Origin of the sequence: Pseudomonas sp. CFBP 13711 (assembly GCF_014842265.1) — a bacterium.
In the GTDB taxonomy this organism is placed as follows: domain Bacteria; phylum Pseudomonadota; class Gammaproteobacteria; order Pseudomonadales; family Pseudomonadaceae; genus Aquipseudomonas.
On sequence record NZ_JACYVI010000015.1, the window covers coordinates 134934 to 151412 of the forward strand.

Annotated in this window: 15 protein-coding genes; 8 read left to right on the forward strand and 7 right to left on the reverse strand. The window is 59.8% G+C overall.

Translation table 11 applies throughout. From position 1 onward, the window contains the following. Positions 1-26 precede the first annotated feature (26 nt). Positions 27-434 (forward strand): heme-binding protein, encoded by a 408-nt coding sequence (locus IFT47_RS23390; protein WP_192174332.1) that lies wholly within the window; start codon positions 27-29, stop codon positions 432-434. 58 nt (positions 435-492) lie between these two features. Continuing rightward, positions 493-2670 carry a malate synthase G gene (locus IFT47_RS23395; RefSeq protein ID WP_192174333.1) on the forward strand — a complete coding sequence of 726 codons (2178 nt, stop codon included), beginning with the start codon at positions 493-495 and terminating at the stop codon, positions 2668-2670. 451 nt (positions 2671-3121) lie between these two features. On the opposite strand, the gene IFT47_RS23400 is transcribed toward IFT47_RS23395, so the two are convergent. Continuing rightward, the gene (locus IFT47_RS23400; RefSeq protein ID WP_192174334.1) at positions 3122-4138 is read right to left on the reverse strand and encodes a LacI family DNA-binding transcriptional regulator; all 1017 of its coding nucleotides are present in this window, start codon (positions 4136-4138) and stop codon (positions 3122-3124) included. Positions 4139-4406: 268 nt separating this feature from the next. Between IFT47_RS23400 and IFT47_RS23405 the strand changes: the two genes are divergently transcribed. The 3 genes from IFT47_RS23405 to csrA all read left to right on the forward strand — a co-directional run bounded on the left by IFT47_RS23405 (position 4407) and on the right by csrA (position 7193). After that, positions 4407-4934, forward strand: a complete 528-nt coding sequence (locus tag IFT47_RS23405; RefSeq protein WP_192174361.1) for a gluconokinase — start codon at positions 4407-4409, stop codon at positions 4932-4934. Between the two features lie 128 nt (positions 4935-5062). Continuing rightward, on the forward strand, positions 5063-6415 hold the full coding sequence (locus IFT47_RS23410) for a GntP family permease (protein ID WP_192174335.1): 1353 nt from the start codon (positions 5063-5065) through the stop codon (positions 6413-6415). Positions 6416-7004: 589 nt separating this feature from the next. Beyond that, positions 7005-7193, forward strand: coding sequence for a carbon storage regulator CsrA (gene csrA, locus IFT47_RS23415; RefSeq protein WP_037012727.1), 189 nt, complete (start codon positions 7005-7007; stop codon positions 7191-7193). 279 nt (positions 7194-7472) lie between these two features. Here csrA and IFT47_RS23420 read toward each other — a convergent pair whose 3' ends face one another. Beyond that, entirely contained in the window at positions 7473-7709 is a 237-nt protein-coding gene (locus tag IFT47_RS23420; protein WP_192174336.1) for a DUF465 domain-containing protein, read from the reverse strand. A gap of 163 nt (positions 7710-7872) precedes the next feature. Between IFT47_RS23420 and IFT47_RS23425 the strand changes: the two genes are divergently transcribed. Beyond that, positions 7873-9126 carry a M20/M25/M40 family metallo-hydrolase gene (locus IFT47_RS23425; protein ID WP_192174337.1) on the forward strand — a complete coding sequence of 418 codons (1254 nt, stop codon included), beginning with the start codon at positions 7873-7875 and terminating at the stop codon, positions 9124-9126. 23 nt (positions 9127-9149) lie between these two features. On the opposite strand, the gene IFT47_RS23430 is transcribed toward IFT47_RS23425, so the two are convergent. Both IFT47_RS23430 and IFT47_RS23435 read right to left on the reverse strand, forming a co-directional pair. After that, the gene (locus IFT47_RS23430) at positions 9150-10082 is read right to left on the reverse strand and encodes a ketopantoate reductase family protein (RefSeq protein ID WP_192174338.1); all 933 of its coding nucleotides are present in this window, start codon (positions 10080-10082) and stop codon (positions 9150-9152) included. Positions 10083-10262: 180 nt separating this feature from the next. After that, a complete protein-coding gene (locus IFT47_RS23435) occupies positions 10263-11630 on the reverse strand; it encodes a pyridine nucleotide-disulfide oxidoreductase (protein WP_407073256.1) in 1368 nt (455 codons plus the stop codon). Between the two features lie 869 nt (positions 11631-12499). On the opposite strand from IFT47_RS23435, the gene IFT47_RS23440 reads away from it, so the two are divergent. Then, positions 12500-12898, forward strand: coding sequence for a hypothetical protein (locus IFT47_RS23440; RefSeq protein ID WP_192174340.1), 399 nt, complete (start codon positions 12500-12502; stop codon positions 12896-12898). A gap of 11 nt (positions 12899-12909) precedes the next feature. Here the strand turns inward: IFT47_RS23440 and IFT47_RS23445 are convergent, their stop codons facing one another. The 3 genes from IFT47_RS23445 to IFT47_RS23455 all read right to left on the reverse strand — a co-directional run bounded on the left by IFT47_RS23445 (position 12910) and on the right by IFT47_RS23455 (position 14564). Further along, entirely contained in the window at positions 12910-13335 is a 426-nt protein-coding gene (locus IFT47_RS23445; protein WP_192174341.1) for a hypothetical protein, read from the reverse strand. Between the two features lie 134 nt (positions 13336-13469). Continuing rightward, a complete protein-coding gene (locus IFT47_RS23450) occupies positions 13470-13730 on the reverse strand; it encodes a DUF1652 domain-containing protein (RefSeq protein ID WP_192174342.1) in 261 nt (86 codons plus the stop codon). Between the two features lie 357 nt (positions 13731-14087). After that, a complete protein-coding gene (locus tag IFT47_RS23455) occupies positions 14088-14564 on the reverse strand; it encodes a GNAT family N-acetyltransferase (RefSeq protein ID WP_192174343.1) in 477 nt (158 codons plus the stop codon). A 343-nt stretch (positions 14565-14907) separates the two neighbouring features. Here IFT47_RS23455 and IFT47_RS23460 point away from each other — a divergent pair, with 343 nt between their 5' ends. Then, on the forward strand, positions 14908-15840 hold the full coding sequence (locus IFT47_RS23460; RefSeq protein ID WP_192174344.1) for a hypothetical protein: 933 nt from the start codon (positions 14908-14910) through the stop codon (positions 15838-15840). Positions 15841-16479: the final 639 nt, after the last annotated feature.

Sequence of the window (16479 nt, forward strand, 5' to 3'; positions counted from 1 at the left end):
CACCCTTTGCCCTTCAGGAGAACTGCATGAAAACCAAATCCGTACTGACCCAGACCGAAGTCACCCAGATCCTCGCCGCGGCCCGCACCGAGGCGCAGAACAACGGCTGGGCAGTGTCCATCGCCGTCACCGATGACGGCGGTCACCTGCTGGGCTTCGAGCGCCTCGACGGCTGCGCGCCCATCGGTGGCTACATCGCCATCGAAAAAGCCCGCACCTCGGCGCTGGGTCGTCGCGAATCCAAGGGTTATGAGGACATGGTCAACGGCGGGCGCACCGCATTCGTCACTGCCCCGCTGCTGACCTCGCTGGAGGGCGGCGTGCCGGTGATCATCGACGGTCAGACCATTGGCGCTGTGGGCGTGTCCGGGGTGAAAGCCGATCAGGATGCACAAGTGGCCAAGGCCGGGGTTGCCGCGGTAAGCGCGCAGTAACGTCCGCAGCGATCGCCTGCAGCAACGCTGCAAACCCAATTCATGATGGAGACCCCAGATGACCGAGTTCGTCAATTGCCACAACCTCAAGGTGGCGGCCAACCTCAAGCGTTTCGTCGACGAGGAAGTGATCCCCGGGACAGGCCTGACCCCGGAGTTGTTCTGGGCCGATTTCGATTCGCTGGTCCACGACCTCGCCCCAGTCAACCGCGAGCTGCTGAAAGAGCGTGACCGCATACAGGCTCAGTTGGACAAGTGGCACAAGTCCAATCCCGGCCCGGTCACCGACATGCCGGCGTACATCGCGTTTCTCGACAGCATCGGCTATCTGAAGCAGGTGCCGGCGCAGGTTCAGGTGTCCACCCACAAAGTGGACATCGAAGTCAGCGAACAGGCCGGTCCGCAACTGGTGGTGCCCGCTGCCAACGCCCGTTACGCCTTGAACGCCGCCAATGCGCGCTGGGGTTCGCTGTACGACGCGCTCTACGGCACCGATGCCATTTCCTCGGCCAACGGCGCCGAAATCAAGGCCGGGTACAACCCGCTGCGTGGCGAGAAAGTCATCGCCTTCGCCCGCGCCCTGCTCGATGAAGCCGCGCCCCTGGCGTCGGGTTCCCACGTCGGCGCCAAAGCCTACGCGGTGGACAGCGGCGAGTTGCTGGTCACCCTGGCGGACGGCAGTCAGTCGCGCCTTGCCCAGCCCGAGAAATACGTCGGCTATCAAGGCGAGCCGCGCCAGCCGAATGCAATCCTGCTGAAGAACAACGGCCTGCACATCGAAATTCAGATCGACCCCGCCAGCCCGATTGGTGGCACTGATCCGGCCGGGATCAAGGACTTGCTGCTGGAAGCGGCGCTGTCGACCATCATCGACTGCGAAGACTCGGTCGCCGCCGTGGATGCCGACGACAAGCTGGTGATCTACCGCAACTGGCTGGGGTTGATGAAGGGCGACCTGACCGAAGCCCTGGTCAAGAACGGCAAGACCATCACCCGTCGCCTTAACGCCGACCGCCAGTACACGGCCGCCGACGGCAACGCGATCACCCTGCACGGGCGCTCGCTGTTGTTCATCCGCAACGTGGGTCACCTGATGACCAACCCGGCGATTCTCTACGACGGCAACAAGGAAATCCCCGAAGGCATTCTCGACGGCGTCATCACCAGCCTGATTGCCTTGCACGACCTGCATAACCGCACCAACTCCCGCGCTGGCAGCGTTTATATCGTCAAACCAAAGATGCACGGCCCGGACGAAGTGGCGTTCGCCGACACGCTGTTCAGCCGCATCGAAGACGCGCTGAAGATCCCGCGCTACACCCTCAAGATGGGGATCATGGACGAAGAACGGCGCACCAGCGTCAACCTCAAGGCGTGCATCGAAGCGGCATCGTCGCGGGTGGCGTTCATCAACACCGGCTTCCTCGACCGCACCGGTGACGAAATGCACAGCTCGATGGAAGCCGGGCCGATGCTGCGCAAGGGCGACATGAAAGCCACGCCGTGGATCAAGGCGTATGAGCGCAACAACGTGCTGGTCGGCCTGGCGTGCGGGCTACGCGGTCGTGCGCAGATCGGCAAGGGCATGTGGGCAATGCCGGACCTGATGGCCGACATGCTGGAGCAGAAGATCGCGCACCCGAAAGCCGGCGCGACCACGGCGTGGGTGCCCTCGCCGACGGCGGCCACCTTGCACGCGCTGCACTACCACAAGGTGGACGTGAAGGCGGTGCAGCAGGAACTGGAACAGGTTGATCTGGACAGCATCAGCGAAGACATTCTGCTGGACCTGCTTAGCATTCCCGTCGTCGAAAAGGCGGAATGGAACGAGGATCAGATTCGCGAAGAAGTGGAGAACAACGCCCAGGGGCTGCTGGGTTATGTGGTGCGCTGGGTGGAGCAAGGCGTTGGCTGCTCCAAGGTGCCGGACATTCACAACGTCGGGCTGATGGAAGACCGCGCGACGTTGCGCATTTCCAGTCAGCACATCGCCAACTGGCTGCGCCACGGCGTGATCTCCGAAGACTATGTGAAAGACGCTTTGAAACGTATGGCGAAGGTGGTCGACCGGCAAAACGCCGGTGATTCGGCTTACACGCCAATGGCCGGCAATTTCGAGAAGTCAGTGGCGTTCCAGGCCGCCAGCGCGCTGGTGTTCAAAGGTCGTGAGCAGCCGAGCGGCTACACCGAACCGCTGTTGCACGAGTTCCGGTTGGCGTTCAAGAAGGAGCATTGATCGAGCGGAAGCGCTGGGGATTGAAGTGGGGGTGACTTGCTCACGAATGGGGTGGGTCAGCAGCACTCAGGCTGGCTGACAGATTGCCTTCGCGAGCAAGCTCGCTCCCGCAGGTTCAGCGTCTGACGCAAGCTTTGCGGTGGATGGAGGCATTGTGGGAGTGGGCTTGCTCACGATGTAGGGGCCAGTCGAGCCCATGCATCTCTAGCGCCTGGAAGTCAGCCTTCGCGAGCAAGCTCGCTCCCACAGGATAGTGGCTCGACTCGAGATTCCGGACCGAGCCGAGGACTTGTGGGAGTGAGCTTGCTCACGAAGGGGTCAGTCCAGCCCATGCATCTCTAACGGCTGGAAGTCAGCATTCGCGAGCAAGCTCGCTCCTACAGGATCAGCGCCTGACTTTGGTTCGGGGCGGATGGAGGACTTGTGGAAATGAGCGTGCCCACGAAAGCACCTATGTGCTTTCCCGCACCACCAGTTCAAACCCGAGATCCACCTGGGCCTCATGAACCGTGCCGTCCAGCAAGCCGAGCAATAGTTGCGCGGCGCGCTGGCCGACCTGTTCGCGCGGGGTGCGGATGGAGGTCAGGCGCGGGACCATGTGCGCCGAGCCCGGCAGGTCGTTGAAGCCGATCAGCGACACCTGTTGCGGAATGCGGATGCCCTGCCGCAGGGCTTCCAGCGATGCGCCCTGGGCCAGGTCGTCGTTGCAGAAAAACACCCCGTCGACGTCCGGATGCGCTTCCAGCAATCGGGCGAACAGCTCGCTGCCCAGGCCAATGGACGACGGCAGCGGCGATGCCATCTGCAGCCCTTCGTCATACAGCCCTTCCTGCTCCAGCACGCCGCGAAAACCGACGCCCCGTTGAATCACCCGTGGATCGAGCTGCGCCGACACGTACGCCAGTCGCCGTCGTCCACGACTCAACAGATGCCGCGCCGCCTCGGCACCCGCCTGTTGCTGGGAAAACCCCACGCAGGGTTCGGCGCGGGTCGGGTCCAGTTCCATCATGTGCACGCACGGCACGCCGCTGGACGCCAGCAATTGCTGCGCCGCCACGCTGCGGTCAAAGCCGGTCAGCAGAATGCCGCGCGGTCGGTGAGACAGATGGCTGCGCAGCAGGTTCTCTTCTTCTATAGGCGAGTAGTGGTAATTACCGATCACCACTTCCAGCCCGCGCGGACGCAAAACCGTCTGAATGGCTTCGAGGGTTTCGATGAACAGCTGGTTGGACAGCGACGGCACCAGCACTACCACCGACTGGCTTTGCGAAGAGGCCAGCGCCCGTGCGGCAGGATTGGCGACATAGCCTAGACTCAGCGCAGCAGCGCGAACCTTTTCTACCAGTTCAGGCGCCACGGTGGCCACGCCACGCAAGGCTCGGGACGCGGTAATCGGCGAGACGGCGGCCAGTTTGGCGACTTCGTTGAGAGTAGGACGACCGGTGGAGCGGGAACCAATACGTGTCATGCGTTGCCAACTGATTGGAAGGAAGCTGCGGGGGTTGCGATTGTGTGGGATGGGCTCTAAGGTAGCGCTATCTCACGGAGGCCCGCAACTTTTCGATCGTCTAAACGACTGGATTGATGCATCTCATGGATCAGCGAGATACCCATAACAATGACTACACCTGGAAACAGTCTCGCCGGACTTGCACACCATTCGGCGAAGACAGCGCTGTCTCCGGGACGAGGTTTTTATGACTACTGCTCCACATGCTATTTCCGCCATCGTGGTAATGGGTGTTTCCGGCTGCGGCAAGAGTGCCGTCGGCGAGGCCATCGCTAAAAACAGCGGCGGTCGCCTGATCGAGGGTGATGCGTTCCATCCTCAAGCCAACATCGACAAGATGAGCGCGGGCCATCCCCTCGACGACAACGACCGCGCCGGCTGGCTGACCCGCCTCGGCGAAGAAGTTGCCGCCGCGGTAAAGAACGGCGAAAAGCCCGTTCTGACCTGCTCCTCCCTCAAGCTCATCTACCGCGAACGTCTGCGTGCAGCCGTCCCGGAGCTGGGCTTCGTGTTTCTGGAGCTGACCAAAGAACTCGCCACCGAACGCTGCTCCCATCGCCCGGGGCACTTCATGCCGGCCAGTCTGGTCGACAGCCAGTTTGCGACCCTCGAGCCTCCGTACAACGAAGACCGCACACTGGTGGTGGACGCAACCAAATCGATCGAGACCATCGGTAAGGAAGCGGCCACCTGGTGGAGCGAGTCTGGCTCCGAATCTCACACCCCATCTGTCACCGCGCGCACCGGCTCTTGATCCTCGATCAGGCGTGAGCGGCAAAGGTAGCGCTGTCTCTGATGACGCTGCCCTCGCTTCACAGGGCAGAGAGCAACAGCGTCAAGCAGTAGCTCCAAAAAAACAAAATACAACGGAGAGACACCCCCATGTTCGGCATGACTCAAGACACGTATCTGCTGGTCGATGCGTTGGTGACCATCATTGGCCTTGTGCTTCTGATCACCAAGTTCAAAGTCCACCCCTTTATTGCATTGACCATCGCTGCAGGCTTTCTCGGGCTGACCTCCGGGATGCCGGTCGACAAAGTGATGAAATCGTTCCAGGACGGTTTCGGCGGCGTGCTCGGTTTCGTCGGCATCATCCTTGGCCTGGGCACCATGCTCGGCAAGCTGATGGCCGATTCCGGCGGTGCTGACCAGATCGCCCAGACGCTGATCCGTCGCTTCGGCAAGGACCGCGTGCACTGGGCCATGATGTTTTCGGCGTTTCTGGTGGGTATCCCGCTTTTCTTCGAAATCGGCTTCGTGCTGTTGATCCCGCTGGTGTTCATCGTTGCCCGTCGCAGCGGTGTGTCCATCGTCAAAATCGGTATCCCGTTGCTGGCAGGTCTGTCGGCCGTCCACGGCCTGGTGCCACCGCACCCGGGTCCGCTGCTGGCCATCGGCATCTTCAACGCAGACATCGGCAAGACCATTTTCTACGGTCTGATCGTGGCGTTCCCGACTGCAATCATCGCAGGTCCCATCTACGGCAAGTGGATTGCCAAGCGCATTCCGGGCAACCCGTCGAAAGAGCTGATGGACCAGATTGCCAAAGAATCAACCAACGAAAACCTGCCGAGCTTCGCCATCACCCTGGTGACGATCCTGCTGCCGGTGTTCCTGATGCTGCTGAAGACGTTCGCCGACGTCGCGCTGCCAGCCGGTCACATCTTCCGCATCTGGATGGACTTCATCGGTCACCCGATCGCTGCCCTGTTGTTCGCCCTGCTGCTGGCGTTCTACACCTTCGGTTCGGCCCGTGGTTTCAGCCGTGACCACATCATCAAGCTGCTCGACCAAAGCCTGGCGCCCGTGGCCGCGATCGTGCTGATCGTCGGTGCCGGCGGTGGCTTCAAGCAGATGCTGGTGGACAGTGGCGTGGGTAACCTGATCGGCCACATGGCCGTGCAGGCGCAGATCTCGCCGATTCTGCTGGCGTGGCTGGTGGCTGCGGTGATCCGGATTGCTACCGGTTCTGCGACCGTCGCCACCATCACCGGTGCCGGGATTGTGGCCCCTGTGGTCGGCATGATCCCGGGCGTGAACCGTGAGCTGCTGGTACTGGCAACCGGTGCCGGTTCGCTGATCCTGTCCCACGTGAACGACGCAGGCTTCTGGCTGGTCAAGCAGTACTTCAACATGACCGTGGCCGAAACCCTGAAAACCTGGACCGTGATGGAAACCATCCTGTCGGTGGTGGGCATCATCCTGATCATGCTGTTGTCGCTGGTCGTCTGATGCTTTGATCGCGGCAAATTGACGCTGCGGTTTCTTCGCTGTTCCCATGCCCACCCTCGCGGTGGGCATGTCGTTTCTGCCCCCCCTCAAACCATTCACCGCCACGCTCCGGATGCTGAGGCTAGCGTCTGCAGGGCAGGTGAACCGGGCCTGATACAAAACCGTTCACACATGCCGTCATCAATTCGATTAAAGTTACCGCGTTTTGCCGGTACTCATTTGGGAAGTCTCCTACACTCCTTTCAGAGAACTCGTACTCAGCAATCTAATGAAAATTTCATCGCTGCCCGGCATGAGTTCTTTGCAATAAAGCTCAAAGGAGTGTGGAATAGGCGCCGCCCGGAATTCGGCTATCAGCCCGATAGCCGATTCGCGCGGGAATTTCCCGCCAGCATCAGGCAAGATTCACCTGCCGTTCGACCCAGGAGCCACGCTAACTGTGACGAGACGATGAACCTGGGGAATTAAAATCGTACCAATGGCGTCATACTGATGACCGCATTTGGATGCATTCGGCAATTACCATCACCCAAAGGCTCACGCCAGCCTCCCGGTAGAGGCGCTTCATGAGGCCATCAAGGAAAAGATTATGTTGATACTCACCCGCAAAGTCGGCGAAAGCATAAACATTGGTGACGACATCACCGTCACCATTCTGGGCGTTCAGGGCCTCCAGGTTCGTCTTGGCATCAACGCTCCGAAAGATGTTTCCGTGCACCGCGAAGAAATCTACAAGCGCATCAAGGCCGAGACTGCACCTGACCAGGATCCGCAATAAACCCACCGGTTTATGCTTATTCGATAACTGTCAGCGGCCACCCGGTGCTGACAGATCGGCGACGGCGACTGACCAGACGCCGTTTTTTTTCGTCTGAACTTTGGATCCATGGAAATCGCCCCGCGGACAACTAAGCCCGAGCGAAGACACTGATTCAGCGTAATTGACGATGCACTTCCGGATGTCGAGGCAAGTTGTCAGACATCGGGTATCGCCAACTAAAAACGGCCGACCTCCATAAGAGATCGGCCGTTTTAGTAACTGACCCGTTTAACCCGATCAGTCCGGGGTGTTCAGGTGACTGGCGATGGTGTCTTTTGCCTGCAACCGTTTTTCCTTGAGTTTCTTCAACTCCTCGTCGGGGATATCGCCCGCCTCTTCGGCGCTGACAATCTGGATGTCCAGCTCATCATAGTGCTCGACCAGGGCATTGAGCTTCGCGTCGCTGCCTTTGCGCTTGGCAAGCTCTTCCTTGGTGATGCTCAGGTCCGCGTACAAATCGTGCTTAACCGGCATGGGATGCCTCTCCTTTGATGGCTGATGTAGGAATGTTGAGGGTAGCCCACCTGAAAGGTTCGACGTTTTTGCTGACGTGAATAACGTGTTTTGACATGCACGATCCTGTGCAACGGGCTAGGGTGTCGATCGAGTCCTCTTCATGCCATTACAAGGATCGACAATGACCTCACCCTTTTCCCGCTCCCTTCTCGCCAGCGCGCTGGCCTTCGGTATCGCGTTTTCAGCGGCAGCCCCTGCGTTCGCCGAGCCCGACAAGCAGGTCCAGGCAGATGCCGAGCAATACAAGGACGAAGCGTTGAAACTGCTGGAGCAGCTGGTCAATATCGATACGGGCTCCGGCTATGAGCCGGGACTGACCCAGGTGCGGGACATCGTCGTCGCCCAGCTCAAGGCGCTTGGCGCAACCATCGAGACGATCCCCAATACCGCGCCGGACAAGAGCCAGCATGTGGTCGCGACGCTCAAGGGCGCCGGCAAGGCGAAGATCTTGCTGATGGCGCACATGGACACCGTATTCAAGGAAGGCTCCGCCGCGGCCCGGCCTTTCCACATCAAGGACGGTCGCGCGTACGGGCCGGGGGTGATGGACGACAAGGGCGGCATCGTCGCCGGGCTCTACGCGCTGAAGATTCTGAAGAAACTCGACTTCAAGGACTACGCGCAGATTACCTTCCTGCTGGACGCCAGCGAAGAAACCGGCTCGGCCGCCGCCACGGCGCTGATTCAGAACGTCGCCAAACAGCACGATGTGACCCTGAACCTGGAGCCGGGACGTCCCGCCGATGGTTTGGTGGTCTGGCGCAAAGGCAGCGCCACCGCCGTGGTCGAGGTCAAGGGCAAGGCGTCCCACGCCGGCGTCGCGCCGGAGCTGGGGCGTAACGCGGCCATGGAGGTGGCGCATCAGATTCTGCAACTGGGCAAACTGGGCGATGCCGAGAAGAAGACCACGATCAACTTCACCGTGCTCAACGCAGGCGATCGTACCAACGTGATCCCCGATCAGGCCACCGCCAAGGCCGATGTGCGCGCCGCCGTGCCGGAGGAATTCGACCGCATCGAGAAGGACCTGGCCCGTGTCTCGGCGGACAAACTGATCCCAGACACCCAAGTGACGACCCGCCTGGAACGTGGCCTGCCACCTATGCCGCAGACGCCGGAAACCGACAAGCTGGTCGATATCGCCCAGGGCATCTACGGCGAGATCGGCCGCAAGCTGACCATCGAGGGCAGTGGCGGCGCGGCCGATGCGAGCCTCTCGGCCGGGGTCGGTGTGCCAACGCTGGATGGCTTCGGCATCGTCGGCGGCAACATTCACACGCCCGAGGAATATGCCGAAGTCGACAGCGTGTCGCCGCGCATTTACCTGCTGACGCGGATGATCATGGAACTGGCGACGCACACCCCGGCCAAATGACTGACACCTGCTCCCCGGCGCTGTCACGCGAGGCGCCGCGCCTCATACGCGCGCAGGTGCAGAGACACGTAATCGAGTGCCGACAGTGAACCTTCAGGTGACCTGTCGGCGCCTGGCCGGCGGGCAATCAGCTCACCGAACACATGTTCCACTTCAATCGGCGCGCCGCGCTCGATGTCCCTGAGCATTGAGGCGGTCATCTTCGAGCCGGGAGCGGTCAGCATGTTCTCGAAGCGCTGGCGGACTTCACTGCGCAGCGGGTGCCCGGCGTGCTCTGCCACTTGGGCGCACTCATCCAGCAACTTCAGAATCAGCCCTTCCCCGCCACTGGCGACCACGTCGCCGATGCTCGCGCGCATCGATCCGGTAATGCCGGCCCCGGTCGCGATGAAGCACCATTTTTCCCACATCTCCTGAGTAATCTGCTCACTCAGAATCGCGTCGAACCCTGCATTGCCCAGCGCCTCGGCGACCTGCTGAATGCGCGGCGTCAGCCCACCGTCCCGTTCGCCAAACGAGAGCTGGTTAGTCTCGTTCAAATGAAGGATGGCGCCCGAGGCATCGCGATCCAGCGAGATCAGGCATTGGCCGCCGAGCACGTTTGCGGGGGAGAACCGCTCGGCAAGGCGATCCAGATGCGCCATGCCATTGAGCAGCGGCAGGATCAACGTCTCCGGGCCGACCGCTGGCGCGAAGGATTCCATGGCGGTGTCAAGGTCGTAGGCCTTGCAGCTGAGGACTATCAGGTCGAATGGCGTGTCGAGCATCGCCGCCATGACCTGCGGCGGCGACGGGTATTCGATGTTACCCAGCGGGCTGCGCACGATCAGCCCGTCACGCTCCAGTTCCTGCGCCCGTCCTTCGCGCACCAGAAACGTCACGTCTCGCCCGGCGTCCAGCAATCGGCCGCCGAAATAGCCGCCGATCGCGCCCGCGCCCACCATCAAAATACGCATTGGTCAGTTCCTGTTCGATGCAACGCCGAGGGTCAGGCAAGCAGAATAGATCAGCGGCCGGACTCTGGCGAACTGCTTATATGGCGGCCAACATCTAGTTTGCGCGACGGCATCACGGGCAAAAAAAATCCCGGGCTGCCTAACCAAAGGAGCGCCGGGATTCGGGTGTTGCAAGGAGCATCAGGACTGCGCGTTAACCAGCACTGGCCAAAGGAATGGCAGGCGTTCTTCGCTGCGACTGGACACCAGCCGTGGCGCAGCAGGGATGGGCTGCACGGCCGGGGTCTGCAAGCGGGTCAGGACCGAGTCGATCACCACGCCGCTGGCGTCGTGATGGAACTGCCAGACGCCGTAGATGCGGCCGTCAAACGACGCTTCGCTCCCCAGTCGCGGATCAACCCCCAGCCCTGCCCCCAGGCCGAACAGGTGCAGGCCGTGCAGGCGCTGACCGCTGGCATCCAGCGGACAGCCCGACGGGTCGGAATCCAGTCCGCCCTTGACCTCCATCAGCGTGATGGCCTCCCCCCCGGCATGACTCAATGCCGGCAGCACCGGCTGATAACCGGTGCACTGCACGACAATGTCGGCTTCCGCCAGCGCCTGACGGGCGCGCTCGAACTGATCGGCCGGGCCCTGATGGGTCTGCAGCAACTGCACGCGGACGCCGGTCTTGCCGATCTGGCCTTTGGACAGGGCTTCACGGCCCACGTCCAGCGCCCGGTAGCGCAAACCGCCCGAGCGGTTGACCCGACCCGAAACCGGGCAGACATCCCTGGCCGCATCGAAGGCATAGCCGGCGTCCAGCGCGGCCTGAGCGGTTTCATAAAACAGGCGGATCGGCGAACGGTGGACCAGCGTCACTTCCTCCAGGCCGGCGAATTCCAGCGCGTCGGCCAGGTTTTCCAGCACCGAGAACGCGCTGTGGGAGCCACCCACGACGCACACACGGCCCTTGGACGCCAGCGTGGTCGCGAAGAGGTGGCGCAGTTGCACGGCGTTCATTCTCAGCAGTGCGTCGGCGCTCTCGATCCGCGCGGAAGGTGGTACCGCGAGGCCTTGATCCGCCAGGCTGTCGAGCAGGTGCTGCGGGTCCTGCCAGCCGCCCAGATTGAGGACGACGGAGCGGCTGCGAATACGCCGACTGCGGCCTTCGGACTCGACCCACACTTGGTAATCGTCACCTTCGCGCACGATCTCGGTAATCGTTGTGCTGCTCCATAGCTTCACGCCGTAGCGCTCGACGATAAAGTCGAGCACCAGCTTCGAGGCTTCCGCCAGCAGTTCAGCGACGTCCGCCAACTGCGGCGCGCTTTGCGCCTGACGACGGATGCGCCAGTAGGCGGGCGAATGCTCGAGAGGTTCGAATACATCACGCAAAGCCGGGTCGCGCAGACAATCAAGGAACACATCGCCCACTGAGTTGGCGGTGATCCGGTAATCGCCCAAACGGCCCGTGCCCGGCGTGGGACTGGCGTCGACAATGATTAAACCTTCCTTGGCCAGTTCTGGCATGGCGCCACTTTTCAAGGCGTTGAAAAGCAGTCCCATCCCCGCAGGTCCGGCACCTCCTACTACGCAACCGCAAACGGTTTCCAGATGATCTCCTTGCATAACTATCACTCCACGCTGGGTCGTTACCGTATCGCCACGTGCGTTATAAACCGCCCCACTTATGTGGGCGTTCAACCGCTACCGCTGAAGCGATGTCTGGACTTTCAAGTTGAAAAATAAATGAGCAATGACTGAACTACTGCACTTCTGGCAGACACGACTACCGCAGTGATTTGCATCACGTCGGTGGTGATAAAGGGTCGGATGACCGACGCGAGGTCGATCGATTGGCGCAGGCTCTGGGACGCCGCTTTCGGGGCAGCAGCTCGTTTCATGAGCCGGCCGGTCGCCACCTGTTGAGGCTTCCCTTCGTCAGGTTTCTTAGAAGGACGCTACCGCCAGCTCATCGCGCGTCTAAAGGGAATAATCCTGAAACGAGAAGTATCGGGCGCTTGCACTAAGCGCGGGGTTATCTAAGTTGAAAACGTAACGTGATGTTTGCAGGGATTAGATGAAGTGTCAATTTTTTGAGAAAACGCTGCATCAGCCTAACTGGAGACATAACTCATTGTTTTTAAAGGAATTAGCAAATATGACGCCATTATTACGTCGCCTCATCAGAGACCCATGTATTTATAAAATAAGAAGGCTTGGCAATTTAGCTGCAAAACTCAGGTCGCCGATGGATAAGTGCTCTTATTCGCAATAAGGCATTGGGGTAAGCGTCATCCTTAGTTGCAGTTGCCAATCACCGGGGACGTCTTGCAGCGTTTATTGACGTCAGAAGTTTTTCAGCTTCATATACATTTACTTCCCCTTGAAGAGCAGAGGCACTCTCTGGCGTATCCGATGAATGGAGAATTATCGTGAGCGGCGATGAGAACTATTCCGCCCTGGCATGTCTCCATTGTCATGCTGAGCACTTTCCCACGGACAGAGAGGTGACCCTGATGAATGCTGATAAAAACCGTCGGTCCAGCATTGCCGAAATTGATTATTCGCGAGATACGCTGTTTGGCCCTATTCCCATGCAGGCCACCTGCCGAGTGCGACTGGCCACCATCGAACATGACGGTCACAGCCTGCGCGAGCTGACGATCATCGGCGACGTGCCGGATTATTTGCACAAGTCAGCGATCATTCGCGTTGCGATGGATGGACGCATGGAAGCAGGGCCTGTGCGAGAACACTATGCGGTTCAAGACAACGGCGAAGAGCAGTTCAAACTGCTCTTCGAAAACGAGCACCGTCGCCGGATGCATTGAGAAAGGTAGGATTACTGCTGGCCGATGTGCACGTGAATGGCCTGAGCGATGCCCAGCGGTTTGCTGGATCGAGTCTCTGAAGCACCCAGCGCTGAGGGGCTCAGCGGTGCAGGCGTCAGTGGTGGTGAGCTGAAGAGCAGCGCCGCTGCGGAGGCAGACGCCTCTTCTGACGTAGCGGACGTGCCGCTCTCCGGCTGACCTGCGGGCGCGATTGCGGCGCCGTAGCGCAGGCCTTCTACTTGGGGTTTGACTTCCAGCACCGGCTCGGCGGGAAGAAGCTGTTGTCGCTCCAGGGATGTCATAGGCGGCCGGAAGCTGGCATTTCGCGTCTCCAGATGCTCCAGCATCGTGACGATCGTCGCCGCGCCCACCACAACAATCCCCAGCAGGCAGCCGACGCCGATCATGACCTTGCGACGGCGGCGCAGAGGCGCCACTCGTTCCTGCTCTCGTATCACCTCGATCCCGGGTTGCGCGTGCGCCATGCAAATCCTCAATATCCCGCCTGGCCGCTTTGGGCCGATACAGACCAACATAAGGCCGAATGGCGATTATTGCTAGAGCCCCGCGCTCACCCCGCCAATGCATGGGGGTAATGCCTGGCGCTTTCGAGCTCGGCCTGGAGATCTCGAATCAGTACGCACAAGGCGTGGCTGTTATCGAGGGAATCCAGGGCAATATTGGAAGCGAACAATTCGACGTGCTCGGTGACGGGGTCGATGACTTCAACCGTCATCACATCCTCCAGCACCGTGCAGTTGCAGCGCAGAGGCAGAAACGCACTTTCTATGATGCTGCGCAGTTCAAGATTAGAGAGCGTACAGGCAATCATCGTCAATCCTCCACAGGCAGGACTGGGTGATGCGTTCAGCCACTCGCCTGACTATAAGTAACCACTTCCAGGACGCTGGAAATGTTTCCCGTGCCTGCCTGCCATTCGGCAAACAGGAATATCCAAGTTATACGCCGCGCCCCAAAGTGAAGCAAACAACCGCGATTGCCCGCACTCAATTGCGCCAGACACAGGTTGGCCGAGCAAAATCGATTCATCGGAATAGAACCTTCCCCGTTAATCGTTTAACTAGCGGGGTCAGTGGATCAATCGACACGATCAGGCGGCGAGCATGCGCTCAGCCATTCGTCGGGCGTCCTTGGGCAGCCCGACGAGTGACGTTATTTGCTGATGGGATCAGCTGCGTGGCAACTTGAGATGAATGAGAGCAACGCGAGCGCCCTTTTTGTCCTGACGCTCTTCAATGGCGAAGGGTTTGAATCCTAGCTTGGGGTAGAAGAGCAATCCGGGAACGTTATGGTTGAAGCAGGAAGCGGTCAGTTCCGCCGCTTCATGTTTGCCGAACGCCAGTTCCATCATGCAGCCAATCATGTAGCGGCCAACGCCCTTGGAGCGAAAGCGCGGGTCGATAATCACGTTGCCCATGGAGCAACGGCCTCTGAAGTCATAGCGGGAGAAGTTGGCGAATCCTACCACTTGGCCGTCCAGTTCAATAACGGTGTTGTCCGAGCGCTGCGCGATGGATTCATTGAGCTGCTCCGGTGTCAGCGGGAACACCGCCTTGGGAAACATATAGAAGAGCTCGTCAATGCTCTGAGGCATGTCGCAGATGAAAGGGACGTCTTTTTCTTCCAGGGGGCGATGGACAAACATGCTGGGTTACCTCTCGAAGAAACAGGGGCTGTGGGCGGACTATAGCTGTCAACCTGCGGGGCTGACGTTATAAGACACCATCCAGGCATAAATGTGCCGGAATGTTGCGCATTGACGGAATCCGTCGCAGAAGATTGTCGCAAACCTCTGACAGCCATGGAAATCCCGTCACCGGGCAGAACGCATCCGCACTTTTGGGACGTTCATGCATTTTGCACGGCCTCTCTAGATAACTGAATTTACAGGTCATTGATTTTTAAGAGTTTTTATTTGAATCCGTAGCTGGCACAGGCAGTGCACCGTAATGGGGAGAAGCACAACATCATTCGCACGGAGCAGCACAATGAACGTCTCACCTGATTCTTATCCTGCCGCTGTAGAAGAGTCCTCCTCGGTCTCGGGCGTGTCCTGGGGAGCCATCTTTGCTGGCGCCGCCGGTGCCGCCGCGTTGTCCCTTATCCTGGTTCTGCTGGGTTCGGGTCTTGGTTTCTCGGCGATGTCGCCCTGGGCCAACGAAGGCGCGAGCGCCAAGACCATCGGTATCTCGACGGTTGTCTGGCTGGCGCTGACGCAGATCGTGGCATCCGGTCTTGGCGGTTACCTCGCCGGTCGTCTGCGCGTCAAATGGGCCAACATGCACGGTGACGAAGTCTACTTCCGTGACACCGCACACGGGTTCCTGTCGTGGGCTGTCGCTACGCTGGTGGCCGCCGTGTTGATCGTCGGTTCGGTCAGCGGCATCGTCGGCAGCGGCGTGAAAGCCGGTGCTACCGCGGTTGCCGGTGTTGCAGGTACTGCCGCCACTGCGGCCGGTTCTGCAGCGGGCAATACCAGCAGTGACCAATACGGTTACTACATCGATTCGCTGTTCCGCGATGATCGTCCTGCTGCTGTCAGCGATGATGCTGCCCACGGCGTGGTGGTGCGTATCTTCACCAAGACGATGGCCAACGATGGTCAGCTGGCTCCGGAAGACCGTACCTATCTGGCACAGCTGGTCGCTCAGCGTACCAACCTGAGCCAGGCCGATGCCCAGGCGCGTGTTGATCAGGTTTACGGTCAGGCCAAGCAAGCTGTTGCCGATGCCAAGCTGAAAGCTCAACAGGCTGCCGATGCTGCCGCCAAAGCCGCTGCAACGGCTTCGCTGTGGACATTCGTTTCGCTGCTGTGCGGTGCGTTCGTGGCCAGCCTTGCCGCCATCTGGGGTGGTCGTCGCCGTGATGCGGTGACGTATGTCGAAACCCGTGCTTATTCCACTACTTCCAGCATTCGCTGATTAAGGAGAGTCATCATGCGTTCACTACTTCTGTGGTTCCTCGGCATTCCAATCCCGATCATTATTTTGATTGCACTGTTTGTGCATTGATTGAGTGATTGATCAAAGATCCGCGCTGTTCTCCCCGAGGCAGCGCGGATTTTTTTCGTCTGTTGGAAAACCGAATTGTCTGTTGTAGAGATCAAGAGCGTCTGCCTAACGGCAGACATTTCGCCTTCGGCGACTTACTTTTGAAAAGCACCAAAAGTAAGCAAAAGTGCCTGCTCCTGGTTGGGCCCTTCCTTCGTCAGGGTACCTTCACTCCGGTCTCGCTCCGTGGGCCCGCGCCGAACGGGCATCCATGCCCTGACGGCGCTCTCGCCGCATCCATGCGGCTCGACCCACTCCACGAGACCTGCGTTCAGCCTGCACCCAAGTCGCGATTGGCAGTGTCTGGACTTTTTGTGTACGAAGATCAAAAGCGGGTTTAAGCAGATCAAGGGCTTCCCGGCTGAAGCCGGTCCTACAAGAGCCAATCGCGCTGACTGCAAAGGTTGCTTTTAGTGGGACCGGCTTTAGCCGGGAAGAGGCCAGTCCAGGCGCCAACAATTTTGCTGATCGCCCCCTGCCTGTGGGAGCGAGCTTGCTCGCGAATGCTGT